28 protein-coding genes, 1 pseudogene and 1 riboswitch are annotated in these 25,949 nt (G+C 73.2%); of the genes and pseudogenes, 14 read left to right on the top strand and 15 right to left on the bottom strand.

The genetic code is table 11. From position 1 onward, the window contains the following. Position 1 precedes the first annotated feature (1 nt). Positions 2 to 83, bottom strand: a riboswitch (ZMP/ZTP riboswitch). Further along, a complete protein-coding gene (locus TPA0908_RS23375) occupies positions 81 to 1,106 on the bottom strand; it encodes a hypothetical protein (RefSeq protein WP_281941283.1) in 1,026 nt (341 codons plus the stop codon). It overlaps the preceding riboswitch by 3 nt. Before the next feature lie 118 nt (positions 1,107 to 1,224). Between TPA0908_RS23375 and TPA0908_RS23365 the strand changes: the two are divergent. Next, positions 1,225 to 2,246: pseudogene (locus TPA0908_RS23365) on the top strand (beta family protein). On the opposite strand, the gene TPA0908_RS23360 reads toward TPA0908_RS23365, so the two are convergent. Continuing rightward, positions 2,243 to 3,235 (bottom strand): tyrosine-type recombinase/integrase, encoded by a 993-nt coding sequence (locus TPA0908_RS23360; protein WP_281941277.1) that lies wholly within the window; start codon positions 3,233 to 3,235, stop codon positions 2,243 to 2,245. The pseudogene TPA0908_RS23365 and the gene TPA0908_RS23360 overlap by 4 nt on opposite strands. 97 nt (positions 3,236 to 3,332) lie before the next feature. Between TPA0908_RS23360 and TPA0908_RS23355 the strand changes: the two genes are divergently transcribed. Next, on the top strand, positions 3,333 to 4,202 hold the full coding sequence (locus TPA0908_RS23355; RefSeq protein WP_281941275.1) for an aminoglycoside phosphotransferase family protein: 870 nt from the start codon (positions 3,333 to 3,335) through the stop codon (positions 4,200 to 4,202). 104 nt (positions 4,203 to 4,306) lie between these two features. Here the strand turns inward: TPA0908_RS23355 and TPA0908_RS23350 are convergent, their stop codons facing one another. The 4 genes from TPA0908_RS23350 to pdxY form a co-directional block, all read right to left on the bottom strand. Next, positions 4,307 to 6,667, bottom strand: a complete 2,361-nt coding sequence (locus TPA0908_RS23350) for an excinuclease ABC subunit UvrA (RefSeq protein WP_281941272.1) — start codon at positions 6,665 to 6,667, stop codon at positions 4,307 to 4,309. A gap of 86 nt (positions 6,668 to 6,753) precedes the next feature. After that, entirely contained in the window at positions 6,754 to 7,167 is a 414-nt protein-coding gene (locus TPA0908_RS23345; protein ID WP_281941270.1) for a VOC family protein, read from the bottom strand. Positions 7,168 to 7,186: 19 nt separating this feature from the next. Then, a complete protein-coding gene (locus tag TPA0908_RS23340; RefSeq protein WP_281941267.1) occupies positions 7,187 to 7,639 on the bottom strand; it encodes a helix-turn-helix transcriptional regulator in 453 nt (150 codons plus the stop codon). A 40-nt stretch (positions 7,640 to 7,679) separates the two neighbouring features. Beyond that, the gene (gene pdxY / locus TPA0908_RS23335; RefSeq protein ID WP_281941266.1) at positions 7,680 to 8,531 is read right to left on the bottom strand and encodes a pyridoxal kinase PdxY; all 852 of its coding nucleotides are present in this window, start codon (positions 8,529 to 8,531) and stop codon (positions 7,680 to 7,682) included. A 178-nt stretch (positions 8,532 to 8,709) separates the two neighbouring features. Between pdxY and TPA0908_RS23330 the strand changes: the two genes are divergently transcribed. Further along, positions 8,710 to 10,128, top strand: a complete 1,419-nt coding sequence (locus TPA0908_RS23330) for an OFA family MFS transporter (RefSeq protein WP_281941264.1) — start codon at positions 8,710 to 8,712, stop codon at positions 10,126 to 10,128. After that, positions 10,125 to 10,250 (top strand): MFS transporter small subunit, encoded by a 126-nt coding sequence (locus tag TPA0908_RS23325; protein WP_281941262.1) that lies wholly within the window; start codon positions 10,125 to 10,127, stop codon positions 10,248 to 10,250. Before TPA0908_RS23330 ends, TPA0908_RS23325 begins: the two co-directional genes overlap by 4 nt. 43 nt (positions 10,251 to 10,293) lie before the next feature. Here the strand turns inward: TPA0908_RS23325 and TPA0908_RS23320 are convergent, their stop codons facing one another. Further along, positions 10,294 to 11,022, bottom strand: a complete 729-nt coding sequence (locus tag TPA0908_RS23320) for an SDR family oxidoreductase (RefSeq protein ID WP_281941260.1) — start codon at positions 11,020 to 11,022, stop codon at positions 10,294 to 10,296. Between the two features lie 75 nt (positions 11,023 to 11,097). Between TPA0908_RS23320 and TPA0908_RS23315 the strand changes: the two genes are divergently transcribed. The 3 genes from TPA0908_RS23315 (at position 11,098) to TPA0908_RS23305 (ending at position 13,187) form a co-directional block, all read left to right on the top strand. After that, the gene (locus TPA0908_RS23315; RefSeq protein WP_281941257.1) at positions 11,098 to 11,934 is read left to right on the top strand and encodes a patatin-like phospholipase family protein; all 837 of its coding nucleotides are present in this window, start codon (positions 11,098 to 11,100) and stop codon (positions 11,932 to 11,934) included. A 37-nt stretch (positions 11,935 to 11,971) separates the two neighbouring features. Beyond that, entirely contained in the window at positions 11,972 to 12,430 is a 459-nt protein-coding gene (locus TPA0908_RS23310; RefSeq protein WP_281941255.1) for a peroxiredoxin, read from the top strand. A 67-nt stretch (positions 12,431 to 12,497) separates the two neighbouring features. Next, on the top strand, positions 12,498 to 13,187 hold the full coding sequence (locus TPA0908_RS23305) for a hypothetical protein (protein WP_281942672.1): 690 nt from the start codon (positions 12,498 to 12,500) through the stop codon (positions 13,185 to 13,187). A gap of 78 nt (positions 13,188 to 13,265) precedes the next feature. Here TPA0908_RS23305 and cydB read toward each other — a convergent pair whose 3' ends face one another. Both cydB and TPA0908_RS23295 read right to left on the bottom strand, forming a co-directional pair. After that, positions 13,266 to 14,264 (bottom strand): cytochrome d ubiquinol oxidase subunit II, encoded by a 999-nt coding sequence (gene cydB / locus TPA0908_RS23300; protein ID WP_281941253.1) that lies wholly within the window; start codon positions 14,262 to 14,264, stop codon positions 13,266 to 13,268. Positions 14,265 to 14,279: 15 nt separating this feature from the next. After that, positions 14,280 to 15,689 carry a cytochrome ubiquinol oxidase subunit I gene (locus tag TPA0908_RS23295; protein ID WP_281941250.1) on the bottom strand — a complete coding sequence of 470 codons (1,410 nt, stop codon included), beginning with the start codon at positions 15,687 to 15,689 and terminating at the stop codon, positions 14,280 to 14,282. A 148-nt stretch (positions 15,690 to 15,837) separates the two neighbouring features. Between TPA0908_RS23295 and TPA0908_RS23290 the strand changes: the two genes are divergently transcribed. After that, the gene (locus TPA0908_RS23290) at positions 15,838 to 16,608 is read left to right on the top strand and encodes a lysophospholipid acyltransferase family protein (protein WP_281941248.1); all 771 of its coding nucleotides are present in this window, start codon (positions 15,838 to 15,840) and stop codon (positions 16,606 to 16,608) included. Positions 16,609 to 16,641: 33 nt separating this feature from the next. Further along, entirely contained in the window at positions 16,642 to 17,493 is an 852-nt protein-coding gene (locus TPA0908_RS23285) for an SDR family NAD(P)-dependent oxidoreductase (protein WP_374709242.1), read from the top strand. A gap of 111 nt (positions 17,494 to 17,604) precedes the next feature. On the opposite strand, the gene TPA0908_RS23280 is transcribed toward TPA0908_RS23285, so the two are convergent. Both TPA0908_RS23280 and TPA0908_RS23275 read right to left on the bottom strand, forming a co-directional pair. Continuing rightward, positions 17,605 to 17,973, bottom strand: coding sequence for a DUF4180 domain-containing protein (locus TPA0908_RS23280; RefSeq protein WP_281941246.1), 369 nt, complete (start codon positions 17,971 to 17,973; stop codon positions 17,605 to 17,607). After that, positions 17,966 to 18,415, bottom strand: a complete 450-nt coding sequence (locus TPA0908_RS23275) for a helix-turn-helix domain-containing protein (protein WP_281941244.1) — start codon at positions 18,413 to 18,415, stop codon at positions 17,966 to 17,968. The genes TPA0908_RS23280 and TPA0908_RS23275 overlap by 8 nt, the downstream gene beginning before the upstream one ends. An 88-nt stretch (positions 18,416 to 18,503) precedes the next feature. Here TPA0908_RS23275 and TPA0908_RS23270 point away from each other — a divergent pair, with 88 nt between their 5' ends. From TPA0908_RS23270 to TPA0908_RS23260, 3 genes are all read left to right on the top strand, one after another. Next, the gene (locus TPA0908_RS23270) at positions 18,504 to 19,271 is read left to right on the top strand and encodes a glycerophosphodiester phosphodiesterase (protein WP_281941242.1); all 768 of its coding nucleotides are present in this window, start codon (positions 18,504 to 18,506) and stop codon (positions 19,269 to 19,271) included. An 18-nt stretch (positions 19,272 to 19,289) separates the two neighbouring features. Then, positions 19,290 to 20,681, top strand: coding sequence for an MFS transporter (locus TPA0908_RS23265; RefSeq protein ID WP_281941240.1), 1,392 nt, complete (start codon positions 19,290 to 19,292; stop codon positions 20,679 to 20,681). Between the two features lie 62 nt (positions 20,682 to 20,743). After that, positions 20,744 to 21,463, top strand: coding sequence for a thymidine kinase (locus TPA0908_RS23260; protein ID WP_374709241.1), 720 nt, complete (start codon positions 20,744 to 20,746; stop codon positions 21,461 to 21,463). Between the two features lie 3 nt (positions 21,464 to 21,466). Here TPA0908_RS23260 and TPA0908_RS23255 read toward each other — a convergent pair whose 3' ends face one another. Further along, on the bottom strand, positions 21,467 to 21,925 hold the full coding sequence (locus tag TPA0908_RS23255; protein ID WP_281941239.1) for an Rv0361 family membrane protein: 459 nt from the start codon (positions 21,923 to 21,925) through the stop codon (positions 21,467 to 21,469). 167 nt (positions 21,926 to 22,092) lie between these two features. Between TPA0908_RS23255 and TPA0908_RS23250 the strand changes: the two genes are divergently transcribed. Further along, positions 22,093 to 22,467: a VOC family protein gene (locus TPA0908_RS23250; protein WP_281941238.1), complete on the top strand. Its 375-nt coding sequence runs from the start codon at positions 22,093 to 22,095 to the stop codon at positions 22,465 to 22,467. A gap of 7 nt (positions 22,468 to 22,474) precedes the next feature. On the opposite strand, the gene TPA0908_RS23245 is transcribed toward TPA0908_RS23250, so the two are convergent. Together TPA0908_RS23245 and TPA0908_RS23240 are read right to left on the bottom strand one after the other, a co-directional pair. After that, the gene (locus TPA0908_RS23245; RefSeq protein ID WP_281941237.1) at positions 22,475 to 23,320 is read right to left on the bottom strand and encodes an LLM class flavin-dependent oxidoreductase; all 846 of its coding nucleotides are present in this window, start codon (positions 23,318 to 23,320) and stop codon (positions 22,475 to 22,477) included. A 29-nt stretch (positions 23,321 to 23,349) separates the two neighbouring features. After that, a complete protein-coding gene (locus TPA0908_RS23240; protein WP_281941235.1) occupies positions 23,350 to 24,336 on the bottom strand; it encodes a tyrosine-type recombinase/integrase in 987 nt (328 codons plus the stop codon). 82 nt (positions 24,337 to 24,418) lie between these two features. On the opposite strand from TPA0908_RS23240, the gene TPA0908_RS23235 reads away from it, so the two are divergent. Further along, on the top strand, positions 24,419 to 25,441 hold the full coding sequence (locus TPA0908_RS23235; RefSeq protein WP_281941233.1) for a helix-turn-helix transcriptional regulator: 1,023 nt from the start codon (positions 24,419 to 24,421) through the stop codon (positions 25,439 to 25,441). A 7-nt stretch (positions 25,442 to 25,448) separates the two neighbouring features. On the opposite strand, the gene TPA0908_RS23230 is transcribed toward TPA0908_RS23235, so the two are convergent. Continuing rightward, positions 25,449 to 25,883, bottom strand: a complete 435-nt coding sequence (locus tag TPA0908_RS23230) for an Hsp20/alpha crystallin family protein (RefSeq protein ID WP_281941231.1) — start codon at positions 25,881 to 25,883, stop codon at positions 25,449 to 25,451. Positions 25,884 to 25,949: the final 66 nt, after the last annotated feature.

Genomic DNA, 25,949 nt, shown 5'->3' with positions numbered 1-25,949 from the left:
CCGCGGAGGCCCAGGCGGTCGACCCCCACGACGAGCTCCCCGATGGTTCACCCATCCCCGTGCCGCCAGTCGCGTCCCCCTCACCCTGCCACAGCGCGCGCCACGATCGCATCCACCACCAACTGCCACCCCGGCAACGACGCCAACACCGCGTCCGCGCGCCGCCGCCGATCCGCCGCCGACACCACCTGAAGATCCGCCAACACCGCCACCAACCCCGGCCGCAACGCCCGCTCCCGCTCCGGCGCCACCACCCCCAACACCACCAGACACCGCGCGTACGTCACCACCACCCAGAACATCGCCTCCCGATGCCGCCCCGCCGCCACCAACGCCGCCCCACCGTCGAACACCACCGGCCGCCCCGCCGCGCCCAGATCCGCCCCGAACGCGAACCCCTCCCGCGGCAGCCGCGCCACCTCGTCGAACACCACCGCCAACCCGGCCAGATGCTCCCGCACCTGCCCCGCGCCCAACCCGCCCCCGTCCACCGCCGCCAGCAACCGCGGATACCGCGCGCCGAACCCGAACCGCGTCAACACCTCCGACGCCCGCACGAACCGCCGTCGCACCGTCGGATCCACCAACCCCGCCACCGCCGGCCACACCGCCACCAGCGACGTCGGGAACACCCACGCCAACACCTGCTCCGCGAGCGGCGCCCCGGCGTCCAACACCCGCAACCCGTCCTCGATGCGCCGCCGCACCCCCGCGCACCGCCGCCGCACCCACACCGGATCCGCGTACCCCACCGCCACCCGCCGCCGCACCGCCGCCAACCGCCCCGACGGATCCGCGATCACCGCATCGGTACGGAACATCGGCGCGAACACCCACGACCCCAGCACATCCTCCGGCTCACCCACCTCCGCCCAGGTGACCGAACTGACCTCCAACAACACCCCCCGATGGACGAACTTGCCCACCTTCACGCCGGGGGAGTCCCGCACAAGCAGCACGTCCACGTCCGACCACACCGGCAACTGCGCGTCGCCCGGCAACCCCACCGTCGAGCCACTGAACAACGCCCCCTCGACCGACGGATCCGCCCGCATCCGCTCCCGCACCCAGTCGACCGCCACCGCCCGCGCCGCATCCACCCGCATCCGACCGATCCTGCCACCACCACGACCACCAGCCGCACACCTACGGTTGCCGATCGGACACGAAGCGTGGACCATCGATGACAGTAACTGTCGGTCGGATCGTGTGGGGCGATGCGCAATGGCGGACTACTTCCCGATACTCCACGGCCGCGCCGGCGAGTTCGACGCCCTCGACCAGGTCCCCGACGACCTGGCGCCCCACATCCTCCCGGTCTTCGACGTCGCCGCCACCACACACGGACCCATCCAGGACGCCCACACCTTCAGCCAGCACGCCCGACGAACCGTCCACCGCGACATGACCATCGCCGTCGACGCCCACCGCCTACCGGACCCCGCCACCGGAATCCGACGACCGCTGCCCGACATCGCCGAAGACCTGCACCAGTGGGGCAACCCGATGCTGCCCGTCGCCCACCCCCACGACAGCCCCGCCCGACTGGCCGACATCCGCGACGCCGCCGCCCTGCACGGACACGGCGCCGTCCTGCGACTCGACCCCACCGACGACGACGCCGAAACCCGCGCCAACGCCTCCTGTCCGCCATCGACCTGCGCGCCGAACACGCCGTCCTGCTCCTCGACGCCGCCCACCTCCGCTCCGAACACGACCTCACCCGAGCCGAACCACTGGTCCGCAAACACCTCTCCTGGACCCACCGGCACCCCTGGAAAGCCATCGTCGTCGCCGCCGGAGCAATGCCCCGCAGCATCGCCCACCTACCCCCCAACACCGCCACCCCGCTCCGCCGCCTCGACCTCGACCTCTGGCAACGCCTCCACGACCACGACATCCGATTCGCCGACTACGGCATCGCCCACCCCCGACCCGCCACCGGCGGCTGGGGACCACCCCCGAACCTCCGCTACACCGACCACGACGTCTGGTGGACCTACCGGGCCGCCCGCGACGACAACGGCAACAGCGCCATCCACGACCTGTGCCGGACACTCGTCACCGCCGACCACTGGCCCACCCTCGGACGACACTTCTCCTGGGGCGACGAACAGATCGCCCTGCGCGCCGCCCGCCACGCCACCCCCGGCACCGCCCGACACTGGCTCGCCTGGGGCACCTCCCACCACCTGGCCCACGTCGCGAACCACCTCGGCCTGCCCGGCGCGCCCCCCGCCCCCTAGAGACCCAACCCCGACAACGCCCGGTTCGTTCGGTTGGCCGCCACCGCCGCCCGCTGCTGACCCGCCGTCACCTCGATGTACGTCTGCGACGACGCCAACGACGCATGCCCCAGCAACCGCATGATCTCCGCCGCGCTCGCCCCGTCCTCGGCCAACCGCGTCGCGAACGTGTGCCGCAACGCGTGCAACCGCGCCCCGCGCGGCACCCGGTCACCGATGCCCGCCCGCCGGAAACACGACTCCACCAGATACTGCAGACCACCCCGACGCAACGGCTCACCCTGCCGGTCCACCAGCAACGACCCGTCCGGACGCACACTGCGCGCCCCGAACCGCCGCCGCCGGCTGTCCAGGTAACCACCCACCACCCGGTCCACGCCCACCTCGATCGGCACCGTACGCGGCCGACCACCCTTGCCGGCCACGTCCACCCGCCGCTCACCCTCGCGACCGGCAAGCGACGACACCCGCAGCGCCAGCAGCTCCGACAGACGCAACCCGGCACACAACGCCAACGCCAGCACCGCCACGTCCCGCTCCGGCCACGGGTCGCGCTGCCGGCCCTCGGCCCGCGCCACCGCCGCCAGCAACTCCTCCGGGGTGTCCTCGCCCCGCAACGGCTTGGGCCGGGGGAGCGGCGTACGGGGCCGCCCGACCGCGGGCATCGGGTTCCCGGCCACCACCCCGTCAGCCACCAGGAACGTGAAGAAACTGTTCCAGGTGGACCAGGCACGGTGGACCGACGCGGCGGCGCGGGGAGCGGCGAACCGGGCGAACGCCGCGCGCATCAGCCGGGGGGACAGGCGCCCGACCGGCAGCCGGCCCAGGGGGAGGGGAGTGTCGTCACCGTCCGCCACCTCCAGCGCGGCGACGCCGGTGAGGTCCCGCCGGTAGGCGGCCAGGGTGTGCGGTGAGGGCTTGCGGGTGGCCCGGGCGGTCAGGAACTCCTCGATCAACGACCCTACCGTTTCGTCCGCTTTGTCATGCATAAGGGATATTATGCATGATTCTCGCGTTCCTGCCAGGCCGCCACTCCGGGGGAGCGCACCGACAAAAACGATTGCCGTACCCCGCAGACTGGACCGCATGGTGCAGATCGACGCCGCACTCGTCCGCGCCCTGGTCGCCGCGCAGTTCCCGCAGTGGGCGCACCTGCCGGTCACCGCCGTCGCGCGCCAGGGGTGGGACAACCGGACGTTCCGCCTCGGCGAGCACCTGCTGGCCCGGCTGCCGAGCGCCGAGGGCTACGTGCCCGGCGTCGCCAAGGAGGACCGCTGGCTGCCCGTCCTGGCCCGCCACCTGCCGCTGCCCGTACCCGAACCGGTCGCCACCGGGGCGCCCGGCGCCGGCTACCCGTACCCCTGGTCGGTGCGGCGGTGGCTGCCCGGCGACACGCTGGAGGCCGCCGACGGCCTGGACCGCGTCGCCGTGGCCCGGGACCTCGGCGGCCTGCTGGCCGCGCTGCGCGAGGCGCCGACGGCGGGCGGACCGGTCGCCGGCCGGAACTCGGCTTTCCGGGGCTGCCACCCGAGCGTCTACGGCGACGAGGTGGAGCAGGCCCTGGCGGCGCTGGACGGCCGGGTGGACGCGGCCGCCGCGCGCAAGGTGTGGGCGGGCGCGGTGACGTCCGCCTGGCCGACGGCGCCGGTGTGGTTCCACGGTGACGTCTCGGCCGGGAATCTGCTGGTCGTGCGCGGCCGGCTCGCCGCGATGATCGACTTCGGGCAGTGCGGGGTGGGTGATCCGGCCTGCGACCTGGTGCCGGCCTGGACGTGGTGCGTCGGCGTCGAGCGTGCGGCGTTCCGGGATGCGGTCGGGTTGCCGGTCGACGCGTGGCGGCGGGCTCGGGGCTGGGCGTTGTGGAAGGCGCTCGTCACGATCGTGTCCGGGTCGGGGCCGGTCGCGGAGCCGTCGCGGGTGTTGGCGGCGGTGTTGGCGGACCCGGTGGTGGAGTGACGGGGGACCCCGACCCCGCCTTACTTGACATAATGTAGATTATCGAACTGCTTGGTCGGGGCGGCGGTGTCGGTGCCGGACACCGCCGCCCCGGGTTTCGCGGGTCAGGCCCCGACGTAGGCGGCGAGGTGTTCGCCGGTGCGGGTGGACCGCTTGGTCACCAGGTCGGCCGGGGTGCCCTCGAAGACGATGCGACCGCCGTCGTGGCCGGCGCCCGGGCCGAGGTCGATGATCCAGTCGGCGTGCGCCATGACCGCCTGGTGGTGTTCGATGACGATGACCGACTTGCCGGATTCGACCAGCCGGTCGAGCAGGCCGAGCAGTTGGGCGACGTCGGCCAGGTGCAGGCCGGTGGTCGGTTCGTCGAGGACGTAGACGCCGCCCCTGTCCCCCATCCGGGTGGCCAGCTTGATCCGCTGCCGCTCCCCTCCGGACAGCGTGGTCAGTGGTTGACCGAGCGTGAGGTAGCCGAGCCCGACGTCGGCGAGCCGGTCGAGGATGGCGTGGGCGGCCGGGAGGCGGGCGTCGCCGGCGCCGAAGAACTTCTCGGCCTCGTTGACCGGCATGGCGAGGACCTCGCTGATGTCGCGACCGCCGAGGTGGTAGTCGAGCACGGCGGCCTGGAAGCGCTTGCCTTCGCAGTCCTCGCAGGTGCTGGCGACGCCGGCCATCATGCCGAGGTCGGTGTAGATGACGCCGGCGCCGTTGCAGGTGGGGCAGGCGCCTTCGGAGTTGGCGCTGAACAGGGCGGGTTTGACGCCGTTGGCCTTGGCGAAGGCCTTGCGGATGGGGTCGAGCAGGCCGGTGTAGGTGGCCGGGTTGCTGCGGCGGGAGCCGCGGATGGCGGTCTGGTCGATGCTGACGACGTCGTCGCGTTTGGCCAGGGAGCCGTGGATGAGGCTGCTCTTGCCGGAGCCGGCGACGCCGGTGACGACGACCAGGACGCCGAGCGGGATGTCGACGTCGACGTCGCGCAGGTTGTGGGTGGCGGCGCCGCGGATGGGCAGGGTGCCGGTGGGGGTGCGGGTGGTGTCCTTGAGGGTGGCCCGGTCGTCGAGGTGGCGGCCGGTGACGGTGTCGCTGGCGCGCAGGCCGGCGACGGTGCCTTCGTAGCAGATGGTGCCGCCGTCGGTGCCGGCGCCGGGGCCGAGGTCGACGACGTGGTCGGCGATGGCGATGGTTTCCGGTTTGTGCTCGACGACCAGGACGGTGTTGCCCTTGTCGCGCAGGCGGAGCAGGAGGTTGTTCATCCGGGCGATGTCGTGCGGGTGCAGGCCGATGGTGGGTTCGTCGAAGACGTAGGTGACGTCGGTGAGGGACGAGCCGAGGTGGCGGATCATCTTGGTGCGTTGGGCCTCGCCGCCGGAGAGGGTGCCGGCGGGGCGGTTGAGGCTGAGGTAGCCGAGGCCGATCTCGACGAAGGAGTCGAGGGTGTCCCCCAGTGCGGTGAGCAGCGGGGCGACGGAGGGTTCGTGCAGGTCGCGGACCCAGGTGGCGAGGTCGCTGATCTGCATGGCGCAGGCGTCGGCGATGGAGATGCCGTTGATCTTCGAGGAGCGGGCCTCGGGGGCGAGGCGGGTGCCGTCGCAGTCGGGGCAGGTGGTGAACGTGACGGCGCGTTCGACGAAGGCGCGGATGTGGGGCTGCATGGCGTCGACGTCCTTGGCGAGCATCGACTTCTGAATGGCGGGGATGAGGCCGGTGTAGGTGACGTTGATGCCCTCGACCTTGATTTTGGTGGGTTCCTTGTGGAGCAGGTCGTGGCGTTCGCGGTCGGTGTAGTCGCGCAGGGGTTTGTCGGGGTCGAACATGCCGCTGGCGCGGAAGATGCGGCCGTACCAGCCGTCCATGCTGTAGCCGGGGATGGTGATGGCGCCCTCGTTGAGGGTGCGGTCGGCGTCGTAGAGGACGGTGAGGTCGAAGTCGGTGACGCTGCCGCGGCCTTCGCAGCGGGGGCACATGCCGCCGAGGCGGTGGAAGGTGCCCTTCTTGGTCTGGGTCTTGTCGGGGCCGCGGTCGACGGTGATGGCGCCGGTGGCGCGGACGGAGGGGACGTTGAAGGAGTAGGCGTTGGGTGGGCCGATGTGGGGTTGGCCGAGGCGGCTGAAGAGGATGCGGAGCATGGCGTTGGCGTCGGTGGCGGTGCCGACGGTGGAGCGGGGGTCGGTGCCCATGCGTTCCTGGTCGACGATGATGGCGGTGGTGAGGCCTTCGAGGATGTCGACGTCGGGGCGGGACAGGGTGGGCATGAAGCCTTGGACGAAGGCGCTGTAGGTCTCGTTGATGAGGCGTTGGGATTCGGCGGCGATGGTGCCGAAGACCAGGCTGCTCTTGCCGGAGCCGGAGACGCCGGTGAAGACGGTGAGGCGGCGTTTGGGCACGTCGACGTCGACGTTGCGCAGGTTGTTCTCGCGGGCGCCGTGGACGCGGATGACGTCGTGGCTGTCGGCGCGTGCCTGGGGCATGGGTCTCCGTCCGGTTGGTGCGGTGTCGGGGCCGGCCGGCGTACGGCGCGCCGGCCGGCGTACATAGTACGGTACGTCGTGTCGGGTCAGCGTCGTTGGTTGATGCGGATGAGGTTGCCGGTGGGGTCGCGGAAGGCGCAGTCGCGGACGCCGTAGGGCTGTTCGGTGGGTTCCTGGACGACGTCGGCGCCGCTGGCCTGGAGGCGGTCGAAGAGCGTGTCGAGGTCGTCGGTGGCGAGGGTGAGCGCGCCGTAGGTGCCCTTGGCGATGAGTTCGTAGATGGTGCGGCGTTCGTCGTCGGTGATGCCGGGGTCGACGGCCGGCGGGTGCAGGACGATGCCGGTCTCGGGTTGTCCGGGTGGGCCGACGGTGAGCCAGCGCATGGTGTCGCCCTGGCCGACGTCGTTGCGCAGGTCGAAGCCGAGGGTGTCGCGGTAGAAGGCGAGGGCGGCGTCGGCGTCGGTGTGGGGCAGGAAGGCGTAGTGGATCGTGACGGTCATGGTGGTCACGCTAGTTCGGTCAGGTGGCGGGGGCTTCTCGATTCCTGATCGGTCGGGTGGCGTGTTTGGTGAGGCACGGGGGTGGTTCGGCGGCGCCGGGCGCATGGCGGGCACGGTAGGCGCTGGGGGGTTCGCCGACGAGTTCGGTGAAGCGGGTGCTGAAGGTGCCGAGCGACTGGCAGCCGACGGCGAAGCAGACGTCGGTGACGCTGAGGTCGCCGCGGCGCAGCAGGGCCATGGCGCGTTCGATGCGGCGGGTCATGAGGTAGGAGTACGGGGTTTCGCCGTAGGTCTGGCGGAACTGGCGGCTGAGGTGGCCGGCGGACATGTGTTCGCCGCGGGCGAGGGCTTCGACGTCGAGGGGTTGGGCGTGTTCGCGGTCGATGCGGTCGCGGATGCGGCGTAGGCGGGCGAGGTCGCGCAGGCGGTGGGCGAAGGCGGGGTCGTCGGTGGCCGGGTGGTGGGTTGGCACGTTGGCATTTTCGCTGGCCGGGGCGGGGGCGTCCAGGTGTTCAGCGCAGTTGGCGGGCGGTGAACCGGGTGGGTGGGTCGGCGATGGCGTCCTGGGCGGCGACGAGTTGGAGTTCGCGGGTGCCGGCGGCGAGGGTGGCGTCGAGGACCGCGTAGATGGAGTTGGTGGTGCGTTCCAGCGCGGTCGCGGGTGATCCGGTGGTGGCGAGGTGGGCCAGGTAGAGGGCGGCGGTGACGTCGCCGCCGCCGTTGGGGCTGATCGGCAGCAGCGGGGTGGTGACGGCCCAGGCGCCGTCGGTGGAGACGGCGACGACGTCGAGGTGGTCGTTGGGCAGGTCGCCGTGCAGGACGCTGGTGACCAGGACGTGGTCGGGGCCGGTGGCGCGGACGGCGTCGACGGCGGTGAGCAGGTCGTCGAGGGTGTCGGTGCGGCGGCCGGCGAGGAACTCCAGCTCGAACTGGTTGGGGGTGACGATGTCGGCGCGGGGCACGACGGTGTCGCGCAGGTATTCGGGGATGCCGGGGCGGACGAACATGCCGCGGCCGACGTCGCCCATGACCGGGTCGCAGCAGTAGAGGGCGGCCGGGTTGGCGGCTTTGACCTGGGCGACGGCGTCGAGGATGACGGCGCCGACGGCGGGGTCGCCCTGGTAGCCGGAGAGGACGGCGTCGGCGGTGCCGAGCACGCCGCGGTCGGCGATGCCGGTGATGACGTCGGCGACGTCGGTGGGGGCGAGCAGGGGGCCGCGCCAGGCGCCGTAGCCGGTGTGGTTGGAGAAGTGCACGGTCAGCACCGGCCAGACCTCGTGGCGCAGGCGTTGCAGCGGGAACACGGCGGCGGAGTTGCCGACGTGGCCGTAGGCGACCGAGGACTGGATGGACAGGATCTTCACGGGCTCATCCTCGCACTTCGGCGGGTGGTCACGCTCGGTGGTCGTCGGGCGACGGGTGCGGGTACGGTCGACCGTTCGGCTCCGGGTTTCGACCGTCGGGCGCGTGGCGGGTTTGGGCACTGCATGCGCGGGGGGCATGAAGCGAGGGGTTCTCGCCATCTGGACGGAGGAAGCACTGATGCTTTCCGCACTCGATCGTCGGCACACCGTCGCGCCGCCGGGGTACAGCCGGTGGCTGATCCCGCCGGCGGCGCTGGCGATCCATCTCTGCATCGGGCAGGTCTACGCGACGAGCGTGTACAAGAACTCCCTGATCGCGCATTTCGACTCGGGGCAGACGGCGATCGGGGTGATCTTCAGCATCGCGATCGTGATGTTGGGGTTGTCGGCCGCGGTGGCCGGTACGTGGGTGGAGGCGAACGGGCCGCGGAAGGCGATGTTCGTCTCGGCGTGCTTCTGGGCGGCGGGTTTCCTGGTGGGCGCGCTGGGCATCGCGACGTCGCAGTTGTGGCTGCTGTACCTGGGGTACGGGGTGCTGGGTGGGATCGGGTTGGGGATCGGGTACATCTCCCCCGTCTCCACGTTGATCAAGTGGTTCCCGGACCGGCCGGGTCTGGCGACCGGGCTGGCGATCATGGGGTTCGGTGGCGGGGCGATGGTGGCCTCTCCCCTGTCCCGGCAGTTGTTGTCGTTGTTCGACCCGGGGTACGACCCGTCGAACAGCGGGTCGACGGCGTCGGGGTCGGCGTTGGTGTGGTTGTTCGTCACGCTCGGCGTCGGCTACTTCGTGATCATGATGTTCGGGGTGTTCAACGTGCGGGTGCCGGCGGCGGACTGGCGGCCGGCCGGGTTCGACCCGGCGAAGGTGGCCGCGAAGCCGATGGTGACCACCGCGAACGTGTCGGCGGCGAACGCGGTGCGGACGCGCTCGTTCTGGCTGCTGTGGGTGGTGCTGTTCTGCAACGTGACGGCGGGCATCGGCATCCTGGAGCAGGCCAGCCCGATGATCCAGGACTTCTTCCGGGACAACGGCACGTCGGCGGTGTCGGTGGCGGCGGCCGGCGGGTTCGTCGGGTTGCTGTCGCTGTTCAACATGGCGGGCCGGTTCGTCTGGTCGTCGACGTCGGACGTGATCGGCCGTAAGCCGATCTACGTGGTGTATCTGGGTGTGGGCCTGGTGCTGTACCTGGTGCTGGCGCTGGTCGGGCAGAGCGCGACGGCGTTGTTCGTGCTGCTGGCCTGCGTGATCCTGTCGTTCTACGGCGGCGGGTTCGCGACTGCGCCGGCGTATCTGCGGGATCTGTTCGGCACGTTCGAGGTGGGCGCGATCCACGGTCGGCTGTTGACCGCGTGGTCGGCGGCGGGGGTGGCCGGCCCGTTGATCGTCAACGCGTTCCTGGACGCGCAGGGCGAGCCGGGCTCGTTGACCGCGTCGGCGTACCGGCCGGCGTTGTTCACGATGGTCGGGGTGCTGGCGGTGGGGCTGGTGGCGAACCTGCTGATCCGGCCGGTGCCGCGGCGGTTCCACGAGCCGGCGTCGGGCCGGGACGAGATGGTGGACGGGCAGCCGGTGACGGCGGAGCGGAGCGGGTCGTGAACGAGCGCAGCGGTGGCGGGCAGCAGGTCCGTCTGGTGGTGTCGTGGCTGGTGGTGGCCGTGCTGTTGGGCTACGGCGTGGTGCAGACGCTGATCACGGCGGCGAAGTTGTTCACGCACTGACGCGTGGCGGCGGCCCGGGGTCTGCTCCGGGTCGCCGCGCCGGTCAGAGGCCGCCGGCGACGCGCAGGACCGCGCCGGTGGTGTACGAGGCGTCGGGGCCGAGCAGGTGCACGATCGCGCCGGCCACCTCGTCGGGTTCGCCGGCGCGGCCCAGCGGGATGCGGCCGGCGGCGCGGTCGGGGCGGTCCGGTACGCCGGAGCGGGCGTGGATGTCGGTGCGGATGATGCCGGGGGCGACCGCGTTGACGCGGATGCCGCGCGGGGCGAGTTCCTTGGCCAGGCCGACGGTGAGGGTGTCGGTGGCGGCTTTGACGGCGGCGTAGTGGATGTACTCGCCGGGGCTGCCGAGGGTGGCGGCGGCGGAGGACACGTTGACGATGGCGCCGCCGGCGCTCATCCGGCGGGCGGCCTGCTGGGCGCAGAGGACGTAGCCGATCAGGTTGATGTCGACGACGTCGCGCAGGTCCTCGGCGCGCAGGTCGGTGAAGGGGCCGATGGGGCTGGTGACGCCGGCGTTGTTGACCAGGCCGGTGAGCGGGCCGAGCTGGTCGGCGGCGGCGAAGAGCTGGCGTACCGCGTCGGGGTCGGTGGTGTCGGCGGCGACGGTGACGGCGCGTCGGCCGGCGGCGCGGACGTCGGCGGCGACGGTCGCGGCGGCGTCGTGGTCGGCGCGGTAGCCGATGACGAGGTCGTGGCCGGCGGCGGCGAGCCGGCGGGCGGTGGCGGCGCCGATGCCGCGTCCACCGCCGGTGACGATGGTGACCGAGGTCAATGCGTCCTCCCCTGCCCTGCTGCTGGGGGCGACGTTACCGTGGGCGGCACCGGCGGCGACGGAGAGGACTGTCACATGGGGCGGGCGTTGGTGCTGGGCGGCGGTGGGGTGACCGGGGTGGCCTGGGAGTTGGGGCTGCTGGCCGGGTTGGCCGGGCGGGGTGTGTCGCTGGAGGACGCGGATCTGGTGGTGGGCACGTCGGCGGGGTCGGTGGTCGGGGCGCAGGTGTGTTGCGGGGTGCCGCCGGCGCAGCGGTACGCGGCGCAGTTGCGGCCGCCGGGTGACGAGGTGCAGGCCCGGCTCGGGTTGGGGGTGCTGGCCCGGTGGGCGTGGGCCGGCGGTCGGGGGCGGGACGCGGCGCGGGCCCGCGCGCGGGTGGGTGCGGTGGCGTTGGCGGCGCGTACCCCGTCGGAGCAGTCGCGGCGGGCGGTGATCGCGGCGCGGTTGCCGGCGCGGCAGTGGCCGGCGCGGCGGCTGTTGGTGACCGCGGTCGACGCGGTGTCGGGTGAGTTCGTGGTGTTCGACGCCGGCAGTGGGGTGTCGCTCGTCGACGCGGTGGGGGCCAGTTGCGCGGTGCCGGGGGTGTGGCCGCCGGTGACGGTCGGGGGTCGGCGGTTCGTCGACGGTGGGGTGCGGTCGCCGGTGAACGCGGATCTGGCCGCCGGGGCGCGGCGGGTGGTGGTGTTGGCGCCGACGAGTGCCGCGGTGGGGCCGATGCCGCGGGTGTCGGCGCAGGTGGCGGCGTTGCGGGCGGCGGGGGCGCGGGTGGCGGTGGTGGTGCCGGACCGGGCGGCGCGGGCGGCGATCGGGCGTAACGTGCTGGATCCGACGCGGCGGGCGGCGTCGGCGCGGGCGGGGTTCGCGCAGGCCGAGGTGGTGGCCGACGAGGTGGCGGGCGTCTGGCGCGCCTAGGCTCACCGCATCGACGGCGAGGCTCGGGAGGTATGTGGTGGGTGTGGGTGTCGGTGACCTGGTGGAGGATTTCACGCTGCCGGACCAGACGGGTGCGCCGCGGCGGCTGTCGGAGTTCCTGGCCGCCGGGCCGGTGGTGGTGTTCTTCTATCCGGCGGCGATGACGCGGGGGTGCACGGCGGAGAGCTGCCACTTCCGGGACCTGGCGGCGGAGTTTGCGGCGGTGGGCGCGTCGCGGGTGGGGATCAGCCGGGACCCGGTGGAGCGGCAGGCGGAGTTCGCCCGCCGGCACGGTTTCGACTATCCGCTGTTGTCCGACGTCGACGGCGCGGTGGCGGCGGCGTTCGGGGTGCGGCGGCGGTTGCCGCTGGGCGCGTTGAGCACCCGGCGGATGACGTTCGTGATCGGTCCGGACCGGCGGGTGCTGGCGGTGGTGCACAGCGAGGTGAGCATGAACGCGCACGCCGACGCGGCGTTGCGGGCGCTCGGGGGTTGACCGTCGGGCTGTCGTGCCGGCCTGGTATCAAGGGCGGCAATCAAACAGGTGTACGGAAGAGGGCGTGATGGCGGTCCAGGGGTTGTCCACTGACGAGGTACAGCAGATCCGTGAGTCGTTGGCGGCGGGCCGGAAGCCGCGGGTGGTGTTCACCGAGGCGGCGGGGCAGATGGCCGGGCAGCTCGGGCAGGTGGTGGAGCTGACCGATCCCGAGCAGTCCGAGGAGTTCGTGGTGGTGCGTTTCGGCCGCGACGAGTTGCCCTTCTCCCCCGCTGACGTGGCGGTCGCGCCGAAGGGCGCCGGGCGGCGGCCGGCTGCCGAGCCGAAGCCCGAGCCGGAGGTGGCCGCGCCGGCCGCGCCGGCGGCGCCGGAGTTCGTGTTGGACACGCCGCGGGTGCCCGCGCCGCGTCGGGAGGAGCCGAAGGTGGAGCAGCAGGCGGAGCCGAGGCCGGCGAAGCGGGCGGTGAAGGCGGCGAAGCCGAAGACGCCGGCGGGGCTGACGGTGACGCTGGCGTACGCCGAGGGCGAGTGGACGGTGGCCGCGCAGCAGGGCGCGAAGGCCCTCGCCAGGCCGTACGTGGTGAAGCCGGCGGAGGCGCTGCGGATGGTGGCGTTGGTGGACGTGCCGGGGGTGCAGGAGGCGGTGGAGCAGATCCTGGGCGCGGAGCGGGCCGAGGCGGAACAGCAGGCGGAGAAGTTGCGTGCGGAGCTGGCGGAGATCGAGGCGCGGCTGGCGGAGTTGCGCGAGGCCCGCTGAGCGCTGTCCCGGGCACCCCGCGGGGCCGGTGCGACCCCCTCGCACCGGCCCCGCGCCACCCCTGCGCCCGCAGGTCCATCAGTGTTGCGGAATGTTCTGTACCCCGATTCGGCGGCGGAACACCCAGTAGGTCCAACCTTGGTAGGCGAGCACGATCGGAGTGAACACCACCGCGACCCACGTCATGATCTTCAGGGTGTAGGGGGTGGACGCGGCGTTGGTGGCGGTGAGCGTGCCGGCCGGGTCGAGCGTGGACGGCAGGACGTTCGGGAACAGCGCGGCGAACAGGGTCGCCACGGCCAGCGCGATGGCCAGCGCGGTGCCGGTGAACGCCCAGCCCTCGCGGCGTGCCCTCGCCGCGGCGAGGCCGCCGAGCAGGGCGAGGGCGGCGCCGACGGCGAGCACGACGGCGGCGGCGTTGGCGCGGATGCTCAGCGACCAGCCGAGGAACGCCACGGCGGCCACGGCGGTGCCGGCGCCGAGGCGGACCGCGAGCGTGCCGGCGCGCTGCCGGATGTCGCCGGTGGTCTTGAGCGCGAGGAACACCGCGCCGTGGGTGGCGAACAGGCCGAGCGTGGTCAGGCCGCCGAGCAGCGCGTACGGGTGCAGCAGGTCGAGCAGGCCGCCGGCGTACTCGTGGTCGGCGTCGAGGGGGACGCCGCGGAAGATGTTGGCGAACGCGACGCCCCACAGCACGGCCGGCACCGCCGAACCCCAGAAGATGGCCTGGTCCCAGCGGCGTTTCCAGGACGCCTCGGGCCGCTTGTGCCGGTATTCGAAGGCGACGCCGCGGGCGATGAGGGCGAGCAGGATGAGCAGCAGCGGCAGGTAGAAGCCGGAGAACAGGGTGGCGTACCACTCGGGGAACGCGGCGAACATGGCGCCGCCGGCGGTGATCAGCCAGACCTCGTTGCCGTCCCAGACGGGGCCGATGGTGTTGATCAGGACGCGGCGTTGCCGGTCGTCGCGGCCGAGCACGGGCAGCAGCATGCCGACGCCGAAGTCGAAGCCTTCGAGGATGAAGTAGCCGGTGAACAGCACGGCCACGAGGAGAAACCAGACGGTGGTCAGTTCCACGGTGGGCTCTTTCGGTCAGTAGGCGAACGCGAGGGGGCGCTGCGCGTCGTCGGTGTCGTCGGCGGGGGGCGGTGTGACGTCGGGGACGCCGGCGCGGGCGTAGCGGACCAGCAGCTTGAACTCGATCACCGCGAGGGTGGCGTAGATGAGGGTGAAGGCGGTGAAGGAGGTGAGCACCTCGGTCAGGGAGACGCTGCGGGACACGCCGTTGCGGGTGAGCATCTCGCCGAACACGATCCAGGGTTGGCGGCCCATCTCGGTGAAGATCCAGCCGAAGGAGTTGGCCAGCAGCGGCAGTACCGGCATGACCAGGCCGGCGCGCAGCAGCCAGCGGCTGGTGGGGGTGCGGCCCTTGCGGTGGCTCCAGAGCACCAGCAGCGCGATGGCGGCGGCGGCCAGGCCGAAGCCGATCATGAAGCGGAAGCTCCAGTAGGTGACCGGGATGATCGGGGCGTAGTTGCCGGGGCCGTACTGGCTGGCGTACTGGGCCTGGAGGTCGTTGATGCCCTGCACGGTGCCGTTCGGGTCGCCGGTGCCGAGGAACGACAGCAGGTAGGGGATCTTGAGGGCGAAGACCTCGCGGCTGCCGTCGAGGCTGCCGACGGTGAGCACGGAGAACGAGGCGGGGCTCTCGGTGGTGTAGAGGCCCTCGGCGGCGGCCATCTTCATCGGCTGCACCTCGGTCATGATCTTGCCTTGGATGTCGCCGGTGAGGACGACGAGGGTGGCGGAGACCAGGACCACCCAGGAGCCGAACCTGGTGGCGAAGCGGTAGGCGCCGGTGTCGGCGCTGCCGCGGTTGCGCATCACGTGCCACAGCCCGACGGTGACCACGAGGGATCCGGCGACCAGGAACGATCCGGCGAGGGTGTGCGGGAAGGTGACCAGCGCGACCTTGTTGGTGAGCACGGCGACGAAGTCGGTCAGTTCGGCGCGTCCGCTGTCGGGGTTGATGCGGAAGCCGACCGGGTTCTGCATGAACGAGTTCGCGGCGAGGATGAAGTAGGCGGAGAGGTTGGTGCCGATCGCGGCGGCCCAGATCGCGGCCAGGTGCAGGCGTTTGGGCAGCCGGTCCCAGCCGAAGATCCACAGGCCGATGAACGTGGATTCGAGGAAGAACGCGACCAGGGCCTCGATGGCGAGGGGCGCGCCGAAGATGTCGCCGACGAAGCGGGAGTAGTCGCTCCAGTTCATGCCGAACTGGAACTCCTGCACGATGCCGGTGACCACGCCCATGGCGAAGTTGATGAGGAACAGCTTGCCGTAGAACTTGGTGAGTTTGAGGTACCGCTCGTTGCCGGTGCGGTGCCACATGGTCTGCAGGATGGCGACCAGCACGGACAGGCCGATGGTCAGCGGCACGAACAGGAAGTGGTAGACGGTGGTGACACCGAACTGCCAGCGGGCGACGTCCAACGCGTCCACCTGAGAACCCCCAGCCTTCTTACTACGAGACGTAGTAAATACTACTCGGCGTCGTAGAAAAAAGTTCAGAGTCGGAGGGCCCGAACCGACCCGGGACCAATGACCCTGATCACCTCCACCGGCGCGGTCGTGCGACCATCCAGCACTGATGGACACCTCCCCCTGGCGCGCGCCGCTGCTGTGGCGCGGCGCGCAGACGCTCGCCCGGGCCGCCGTCGCGCTGATCGGCCGCCTGGAGGTCACCGGCGACGTGCCGGAGGCGCTGCGCCGCGGGCCGCTGATCCTGGCCGCCAACCACATCAGCCCGTTCGACCCGGTCGTGCTCGCCGCCGCCTGCCGGGTCCGGCGCGTCGCCCCCCGGATCATGGCCACCGGCGGGCTGTTCCGGGCCCCGGTGCTCGGGCCGCTGATGCGCCACGCCGGGCACATCCGCGTCGACCGCGGCACCACCGCCGTGCACCGGTCGCTGGAGATCGCCGCCGAGGCGGTCGCCGGCGGGTCGGTGGTGCTGGTCTACCCGGAGGGACGCATCGGGCTGGCCCCCGGCATGTGGCCCGAACGCGGCAAGACCGGCGCGGCCCGCCTCGCGTTCGCCAGCGGCGCCGCCGTCGTCCCGGTCGCCCAGTGGGGCTCGCACGAGGTCCTGCCGTACCGGGCGCCGAAGGGCATGCTGCGCGGCCTGGCCCGGGCGCTCGCCCGCCGGCCGGTCATCCGGGTGCACTTCGGCACCCCGGTGGCCCTGGCCGACCTGGATCCGGGCGCGCCCGGCGCGGCCCGCCGCGCCACCGACCGGATCATCGACGCGATCACCGACCATCTGGCCCCGCTGCGCCCGCACGAGCCCGACGGGCCCCGCCACGTCGACCCCGGCCGGCCGGTCGACCCGAGCCGCGCGCACCGCCGGCACCGAACCGGCTGAATCCGCCGCGCGGCCCCGACATAGGGTGGGACCGTGGCAGACGTGAACGCTCCCGTCGTGCTGATCACCGGCACGTCCACCGGCATCGGCCTGGAAACCGCCGTGGGCGCGGCCCGCGCCGGCTGGCGCACCGTCGCCACGCTGCGCGACCCCGACCGGGCCGGCCCGCTGCGCGCCGCCGCCGACGCCGCCGGGGTCGGCGACCTGCTGGAGGTACGCCGACTCGACGTGGTCGACGAGTCCTCGGTGACCGCCTGCGTGGCCGACGTGGTGGCCCGGCACGGCCGGCTCGACGCGGTGGTCAACAACGCCGGCGCCGGCCACGTCGGCACGCTGGAGCGGGAGACCGTCGACGACGTGCGGGCGGTGCTGGAGGTCAACTTCTTCGGCGTCCTGCACGTCACCCGTGCCGCGCTGCCGCACCTGCGCGCCGCGAACGGGCGGCTGATCACCGTGACCAGCGTCGGCGGGGTGGTCGGGCAGCCGTTCAACGAGGCGTACTGCGCGGCGAAGTTCGCCGTCGAGGGGTTCATGGAGTCCCTGGCGCCGGTGGCGGCCACCGTCGGGGTGAGCGTCTGCGTGGTCGAGCCCGGCGCGGTGGCCAGCGAGTTCGTCGCCAACGTCGGGATCGACGCGGACACCGCGGTGGCCGCCGCCGGGCCGTACGGGCCGGCGCTGCGGGCGTACCTCGGTCGCAGCGCCGCCGCGTTCGCCGCCGCGCAGTCGCCGGCCGAGGCCGCCGCGGCGGTGGTGGCGACACTGACCGACCCGGAACCCGCCCCCCGCGTGCAGACCTCCCCCGCCGCCCGCCAGTTCGTCGCCGTCAAACTCGCCGACACCGACGGCCTGGGCGTGACCGCCCTGACCGCCGGCTGGCTGCACTGACCTCCCCCGCCCCCCACCCCCAACCCGCCCCCGCGATCTTGCACTTGCTGCCCGGGCGTATCGGGCAGAACCGCCTCGAACGAGGGCCGGAAGTGCACGATCGCGTGGGGGTTACGGGACGGCGGCCAGGCGCGCGTCCAGGGCGGCCAGGTCCGGGACGAACCACACCTGGTCGTGGCGGTTGGACTCGGCGACCAGGGCGCGCAGCGCGCCGCTGGCGGCCAGGTACGCGGAGATGTCCCCGACCACCACCAGGCGCAGCCGGTAGTTGACGAACTTCTGCATGACCTCCCCGGCGAAGCGGGTGCCCAGCGTGAAGAAGCTCGGGTCGAGCCGGGCGGCGGGCACCGCCACCACCGTGGCGCCGGCGAACGCCGCGCCGATCAGCTCCAGCGCGTCGGCCTCGGTGACGATCGGCGGGCCGGCCGGGTCGCAGACCAGCACCGTGACGCCGGCGCGCTCGCGCAGCTCGTCAGCCACGGTCGGCCTCCTTCCCGGCGAGCAGGCCGTTGTCGCCGTCGAGCACCGCGTCGAGCAGGCGCAGCAGCTCGGCGGTGGCGCCGAGGTCGCCCAGGACGATGATCTTCATATGGTGCCGTTCCTCGTCGTGGACCGTCTGCACGCGCAGCGGACGGTCCGGGTCGGGGTGGGTGGTGACGCCGGCCAGCACCAGCGTGGCGAGCCGGTCGGCGGCGGCCCGGTCGACGCCGTCGAGGGCCACGATGCTGGACACCTCCGCCGCCGGGCCGGCCGGTCGCGCGGGCCGGCCGGTGAACGCGTCGAGGTCGGCGCGGGCGATCCGGTACTGCTTGCCGATCCGCGTCGCGGGCAGCCGGCCGGCGCGGATGTAGCCGCGGACCGTGCGCACGTGCAGCCCGAGCCGCGCCGCGACCTGCTCCACCGAGTACATGTCGTTACCCATCGCACCCTATGCTAGCGACAACAGGTAACGATAGGGAATTTCACCGGCCGGACACCCGCTGGCCGTCTCGGCCCGGCATACTGCCGGCGTGCAGCCCCGTCACGGCTACCTCGACGCGCCCGCGCCGCTGGCCTTCGCCCACCGCGGCGGCGCGGCCGACGGCGACGAGAACACCGCCGCCGCGTTCGCCCGCGCGGTCGCGCTGGGCTACCGGTACGTGGAGACCGACGTGCACGCCACCGCCGACGGCGTGCCGGTGGTCTTCCACGACCCGACGCTGCGCCGCGTCACCGGCGAGGGCGGGCGCATCGCCGACCTGCGCTTCGCCGACCTCGCCTCGGTACGCGTCGGCGGCGCCGCCCTGGTGCCCCGCCTCGACGACGTGCTCGGCGCGTGGCCGCAGGTCCGGTTCAACGTCGACGTCAAGGCCGACGGCGGGGTGGCGCCGACCGTCGAGGCGGTGGTGCGGGCCGGCGCCGGCGACCGGGTGCTGCTCGCCTCGTTCAGCGACGCCCGGCTGACCCGGCTGCGCGCCCTGGCCGGCCCGACGGTCGCCACCAGCCTCGGCATGCGCGGCGTGGCCCGGCTGCGGATGGCCTCCCTGCACGGCCGGTCGCTGCGACTGCCGCCGTCGGTGGCCGCCGCCCAGGTCCCGGTCTCCTACGGGGGAATCCCGGTGGTCGACCGGCGGTTCCTCGCCTACTGCCACCGCATCGGCCTGCAGGTGCACGTCTGGACGATCGACGAACCCGCCCGGATGCACCAGTTACTTGATCTTGGGGTGGATGGCATCATGACCGATCACGTCGGCGTGCTCCGCGACGTCTACCGCAGCCGCGGCCACTGGGCCGCCTGAACCCCGAGGACCGCCCCGATGGCCGAAACGGTCACCCCCGCCGTCGCCGAGCCCGCACCCCCGGGCAGCACCCGCCGCGAACGCACCGGCTGGTACCTCTACGACTGGGCCAACTCCGCGTTCCAGACCACCGTCATCACGGTCTTCCTCGGGCCGTTCCTGACCACCGTCACCGAGCTGGCCGCCGGCTGCGAGCTGGGCGCCGACCGCTGCGACGGCGTGGTGCACCCGCTGGGCATCCGCATCGCCGCCGGCTCCTACTACCCGTACCTGATCTCGCTGTCGGTCTTCCTGACCGTGTTCGTGCTGCCCGTCATCGGCGCGATCGCCGACCGGTCCGCGCACAAGAAGCGGCTGCTGGCCGCCGCCGCGTTCACCGGCGCCGGCGCGACCATCGCGTTCGCGTTCGTCACCGGCGAGCGGTACCTGCTCGGCGGCGCGCTGTTCCTCGTCGCGAACATCTCCTTCGGCGCCGCCGTGGTCGTCTACAACTCGTTCCTGCCGCAGCTCGGCGGCCCGGACGACCGGGACGCCATCTCCAGCCGCGGCTGGGCCATCGGCTACCTCGGCGGCGGGCTGCTGCTCGCGCTCAACCTGGTCGCCGTCACCGCGCTCAGCGAGGAGGGCAACGCCCAGCGCACCCTCGACCTGGCCCGCTGGTCGATCGTCTCGGCCGGCGTGTGGTGGGCCGCGTTCACCCTGCTGCCGCTGCGCTGGCTGCGCGAACGCCCGCCGGTCGCGGTGCCGCTCGGCGGCGGCAACGTGCTCACCGACGGGTTCCGGCAACTCGGCCGCACGCTGCGCGAGGTCAAGGCGTACCCGCTGACGCTGTTCTTCCTGCTCGCGTTCCTGGTGTTCAACGACGGCATCCAGACCGTCATCACCCTCGCCAGCCAGTACGGCACCGAGGAGCTGCGGCTGGAGCAGAGCACCCTGATCGTGACCATCCTGCTGGTGCAGTTCCTCGCCTTCGGCGGCGCGCTCGCGCTCGGCGCGCTCGCCCGACGCATCGGCGCCTGGAAGACCGTGCTGCTGTCGCTGGTGCTCTGGACCGGCGTGATCATCGCCGCGTTCCGGCTGCCCGCCGAGGCGCCGGTGCCGTTCATGATCCTCGGCGGCTGCATCGGGCTGGTGCTCGGCGGCAGCCAGGCGCTGAGCCGATCGCTGTTCAGCCAGCTCATCCCCGCCGGCAAGGAGGGCGAGTACTACGGCTTCTACGAGATCAGCGACAAGGGCACCAGCTGGCTCGGCCCGCTCGCGTTCGGCCTGGTGTTCCAGCTCACCTCGTCCTACCGGGTGGGCCTGGTGTCGCTGCTGATCTTCTTCGTGGTCGGCTTCGCGTTGCTGGCCGCCGTGCCGATGCGCCGGGCCATCATCGCCGCCGGCAACACCCCGCCCCGGGTGCTCTGAGCGCACCCGGTCGATCATCTCGGCCGGTATGCGGCGGCGTCGATCGGCTAGGCTGCCCCGACGTGACCGACGACGCCGCTGCCGCCCCGACCTGCCTGGCCCGCCCCCTGCCGGGGCCCGGCGACGACCGTGCCGGCGGCTGCGCCGCCGCCCGGGGCGTCGACGGCCGGCCGCTGCACGCCGCCGCGCTGAAGTTCTTCTGGGGGCCGATGGACTGCGGCAAGTCCACCATGGCGTTGCAGATGAACTACAACCACGCCCGGCAGGGTCGCCGCGGCCTGGTCACCACCCGCATCGACCGCTCGCTGGGCCCGCAGGTCACCACCCGCATCGGCCTGGCCCACGAGGCCATCGAGGTCACCGACGGACTCGACCTGCGTGACCTGGTCCGCGACGCGTGGGCCGAGGGGGTACGCGTCGACTACCTGATCTGCGACGAGGCGTCCTTCTACGACCTGGACCACGTCGAGCAGATGGCCGAGCTGGTCGACAAGTTCGACGTCGACGTCTACGCCTTCGGCTTGGCCACCGACTTCCGCTCCTGCCTGTTCCCGGCCGCGCAACGACTGTTCGAGCTGGCCGACGAGGTGGCCCGCATCCAGGTCGAGGTGCTGTGCTGGTGCGGCCGGGAAGGGCTGCTCAACGCCCGGGTGGTCGACGGCCGGGTGGTCCGCGAGGGCGCGCAGGTCGTCATCGGCGACACCGTGGACACCGCCGATGTCCGCTACCAGGTGCTGTGCCGGCGGCACTACCGCTCCGGCGACCTGGGCCCGCGCGCCTGAGGCTCAGAACGGGTCCCCGCACACCCGCCAGCCGCCGTCCTCCGGCACCACCGGCAGCTCCCGCTCCTCGCTGCCGCCGCCGTCGCGGTTCAACCGCACCAGCACCGTGCCGCGTGGCCGACCCGCCCGGGTCGACACCGACACGTCGACGATCTCGTAGCCGCTGACCAGCGGCGGGGTCCGCACCCAACTGCCGAACCCGGCCTGGCTCCACCGGCTGCGCGCCTCGGCGCACAACCGTCCGTACGCCCGGTCGGTGTCGCCGGCGGCGACGTCCCGGAAGAACCCGTCCGCGGTCTCCCGCACCGGCCCGTCGGCCTGGAGCACCACCTGCGCGTTCCACACCGCCAGCCCGGCCACCCCGATCAGGCAGGTACCCAGCCCGAGCACGGCGACCAGCACACCCGCGCGCATCGGCCGGCGACGCCGGGCCGGTCGGTGCCACACCTGCTGACTGCCCATCACCACCGACGGTAGGCAACCGGCGACCGGCGCGCAGCCGGTTGCGCCGCCCGGCGGTGGACCGGGCACCGTCGGCGTACGCCCCGGAGCAGCCGTCAACGACGCGTGCCGCGCCGGTCGCCGGTACCTGACAGGAGGTGACAGGTACCGGCGGCAGACTGCCCGACATGACGACGCACGCCGACCTCGCGATGGTCAACCTCGACAGTTCCGACCCGGCCGCCCACGCGGCGTTCTACGGCCACGCCCTCGGCTGGGAGATCACCCACAGCGAGGCCGAGTACGCCATGATCACCTCCTCCGGCGGCACGTCGATCGGGTTCGGGCTGGTGCCCGGCTACGCGCCGCCGGCCTGGCCGGACCCGACCGGCGTCAAGCGCTACCACCTGGACCTGACCGTCGACGACGTGTCGGCCGCGGAGCGGGACCTGGTGGCGGCCGGCGCGACCCGGCCGGGGCACCAGCCCGGCGGCGGAAGCTGGACCGTGCTGCTCGACCCGATCGGGCAGCCGTTCTGCCTCTGCCCGCGCCGCCCGGAGTGAGACCGGCTCAGCGCAGCGGGCCGCGGGCGACCGCGGCCCGCATCGCGGCCGGGTCACCGGCGGGCACGTACTCCAGCCACCAGGTGGCGCCCGCCGCCGCCAGGTCGGCCAGGTAGGCGCGCTCGGCCCGCTCGTCGGCCCGCCGCCGCCGGCCGCCGACCGCCACGTCGAACGGCGCGCCGTCGGCGCGCGTCGCCGGCAGCGCGGCGACCAGGGCGGCCACCTCGTCGGCGGTGAAGTCGGACCAGCCGTCGGTGTCGGTCAGCTTGTAGGGCACGATTCCGTCGGCCCGGGCCGCCCGCCGCAGCACCGCCTTGGCCTGGGTGCTGCCGCCGACCCAGACCGGCACCCGGGGCGACTGCACCGGCGCCGGTCGCAGCGCCACGCCCTCGGCGCGGTAGTGCCCGCCCCGATGGGTGACCCGCTCGCCGCCGAGCAGCGCGACCAGCAGGTCCAGGCCCTCGTCGAGCATCGCGGCGCGGGTCTTCACGTCGGTCGGCTCGCCGAACGCGGCCAGCCCTCGGTCGGCCGGATCGCCGAGACCGACCGCGACGCCGGCCCGGCCGCCGGAGAGGTGGTCGAGGGTGAGCACCTCCCGGGCCAGCTTCGCCGGGCGACGCCGGGGCAGCGCGGTCACCGTGGTGCCCAGCCGGATCCGGTCGGTGCGCCCGGCCACCGCCGCCAGCACCAGCCACGGGTCCCAGGTCGGCGGGTCGTCACCGGCGTGGTGGATGAGGTAGTCCTCCAGGAAGACGCCGTCCCAGCCGGACCGCTCGGCCAACTCGCCGAGCGCGACCAGGTCGCCGACCGTCACCGAGGCGCCGCCGCAGGAGATCTCCAGGCCGTGTCGCATCCCGGCACCCTACGGCCGGGCTCCGACGCTCAGCCGCGGCGGCGGGCCCGGGCGGCCCAGATCGCGTACGCCGGGTCGCGGTCCAGGTTGTGCCGGTCCCGGTCGTAGCGACGGGTGGTCCGCGGGTCGGCGTGACCCATCGCGTCCTGCACGTCCTCCAGCGGCACGCCCTCCGAGCGGGCCGTGGTGGCGAACGCGTGCCGCAGCGAGTGCGGCGACAACCGCGCCCAGGCGGCGATCCCGGCGGTCTGCGCCAGCCGACGTACCAGCCGGAACACGGCGTGCCGGTCCAGTCGCCCGCCGGTGGCGGTGACCAGCAGCGGGCCGGTCAGCTGCGGCACCGTGACGCCCTGGGCGGCGGCCCGCTCCGCCAGGTAGGCGTCCAGCGCGTACGTGGTGCCGGGGGTGAGCGCGCGACGGCGTACCTTGCCGCCCTTGCCGACGAAGCGGACGCTGCGGTGACCGCGTTCCGCGCCCAGGTCGGCCAGGTCCAGCGAGACCAGCTCGCCGACCCGCAGGCCCAGGTCGGCCAGGAGCGCGAGGGTGGCGCGGTTGCGGGCGGCGGTCGGGCCGGCGTCCGCCTCGGCGGCGGCCAGCAGCGCGTCGACCTCGTCCGGGCTGAGGCCGACGGTGGCGGAGTGGTCCCGGTCGACCCGGGGCCGGTCGGCCGCGGCGACCGGATTGGCCGGCACCGCGCCCAGCTTGACCAGAAAGTCGTACCAGCTCGACAGCGCGGACAGCCGGCGCGCCACGGTGGCCGGGGTCAGCGGGCGGCCGTCGCGTCCGCGCGGGGTGGACTCCAGGTCCCGGCCGTACGCGTTGACGTCGAGGAAGGTGACCCGCAGCGGCTCCAGGCCCCGCTCGGCGCACCAGCGCAGCCAGCCGGTCACGTCCCGCCGGTACGCGTCGCGGGTGTGCTCGGACAGTCGCCGGTTACGCAGCCACGCCTCGGTGAAGTCGGCCGGAGCGCCGGACACGGCGACACGGGCGCGGGGCAGGACCTCGGGACGCAACATGCGAGAAAGGTTCTCAGTCGGCGGCGCGTTTCGCGACGAGGCGCGCCGCGACCGGATCGCCGGCAGGGGTTACCGTCGTGCGGTGCGCGCCAGCCGGCTGGTCTCCCTGCTGCTGCTCCTGCAGGCCCGGGGGCGGATGACCGCCCAGGAACTCGCCGACGCCCTGGAGGTGTCGGTGCGGACCGTCTACCGCGACGTCGAGTCGCTCGGCGCCGCCGGCGTCCCGGTGTACGCCGACCGCGGCCCGGCCGGCGGCTACCGGCTGCTGGCCGGCTACCGCACCCGGCTCACCGGGCTGACCGGCCCGGAGGCCGAGGCGCTGTTCCTCGCCGGCCTGCCCGGGCCCGCCGCGGAGCTGGGCCTGGCGACCACGGTGGCCGCGGCCGAGCTGAAGGTGCGGGCCGCGCTGCCGGAGGAACTCGCCGACCGCAGCGGCCGGCTGCGGCAGCGGTTCCACCTGGACGCGCCCGGCTGGTTCCGGCACCCGGAGGCCACCCCGCACCTGGCCACGCTGGCCGGCGCGGTGTGGGAGGACCGGCTGGTCCGGCTGCGCTACCGGCGTTGGCGCGCCCCACGGGAGGTGACCCGGCTGGTCGCCCCGCTCGGCGTGGTGCTCAAGGCCGGCCGCTGGTACCTGGTGGCCCGGTGCGAGGAGCAGGTCCGCACGTACCGGGTCGGCGCGGTGCTCGACGCGGTGGTCACCGACGAGCGGCACCAGCGCCCGGACGGCTTCGACCTGGCCGCCTACTGGCGGGAGTGGACCGCCCGGTACGAACGCGACGTCTACCGCGGCGAGGCGCGCATCCGGCTCAGCACCGCCGCGTTGGAGTTCATGCCCTACGTCTTCCCGCCGGAGATGGCACGGGCGGCCCGGGCGGCGGCCGGCGAACCCGGCCCGGACGGCTGGCGGGAGACCACCGTGCCGATCGAGTCGACGCGGCACGCCCACGCCGAACTGCTCAAGCTCGGCGCCGAGGTGGAGGTGCTGGCCCCGGCCGAGTTGCGGGACCGGTTCACCGCCACGGCGCGCGCGCTGACCCGGCTCTACCCGTCGGACACCGACGCGGGGGCGGCCGGCGCGCCGGTCTCCCCCGCGTCGGCGTGACGCGCGTTCAGACGGTGGTGAGCTGCCGGTGCCCGTTGCCCTCCGCGGTCGAGGTGACCGCGATCCGGCGCGGCTTGGCCCGCTCGGCGATCGGGATGCGCAGCGTCAGCACCCCGTTGTCGTAGCCGGCCTCCAGCCGGTCGGTGTCCAGCGTGTCGCCCAGGAACAGCTGCCGGGTGAACGTGCCCATCGGACGTTCGGCCGCGACCAGTTCGACGTGCTCGCCGGTCGGGCGACGCCGCTCGGCGCGGACGGTCAGCACGTTGCGCTCGACGGTGCAGTCGATGCTGTCCGGGTCCACGCCGGGCAGGTCGAAGGCGGCGTAGAAGTGGTCGCCGTCGCGGTAGGCGTCCAGGTGCATCACGGCCGGGCGGGCGGTGGTGCCGAAGAACTGCTCGGCGATCCGGTCGATCTCGCGGAACGGGTCGGTACGCATCAACATGGTCCTGCCTCCTCGGTTCTCCTGGCCCAAGGTCTCGACTTGAGTCTGAGTGACTCAACTTCCGGT

This window comes from Micromonospora sp. AKA38 (assembly GCF_027925725.1).
In the GTDB taxonomy this organism is placed as follows: Bacteria; Actinomycetota; Actinomycetes; order Mycobacteriales; family Micromonosporaceae; genus Micromonospora.
Note: the sequence above shows the minus strand (reverse complement) of the source record. Positions and strands in the feature narration are given on the sequence as shown.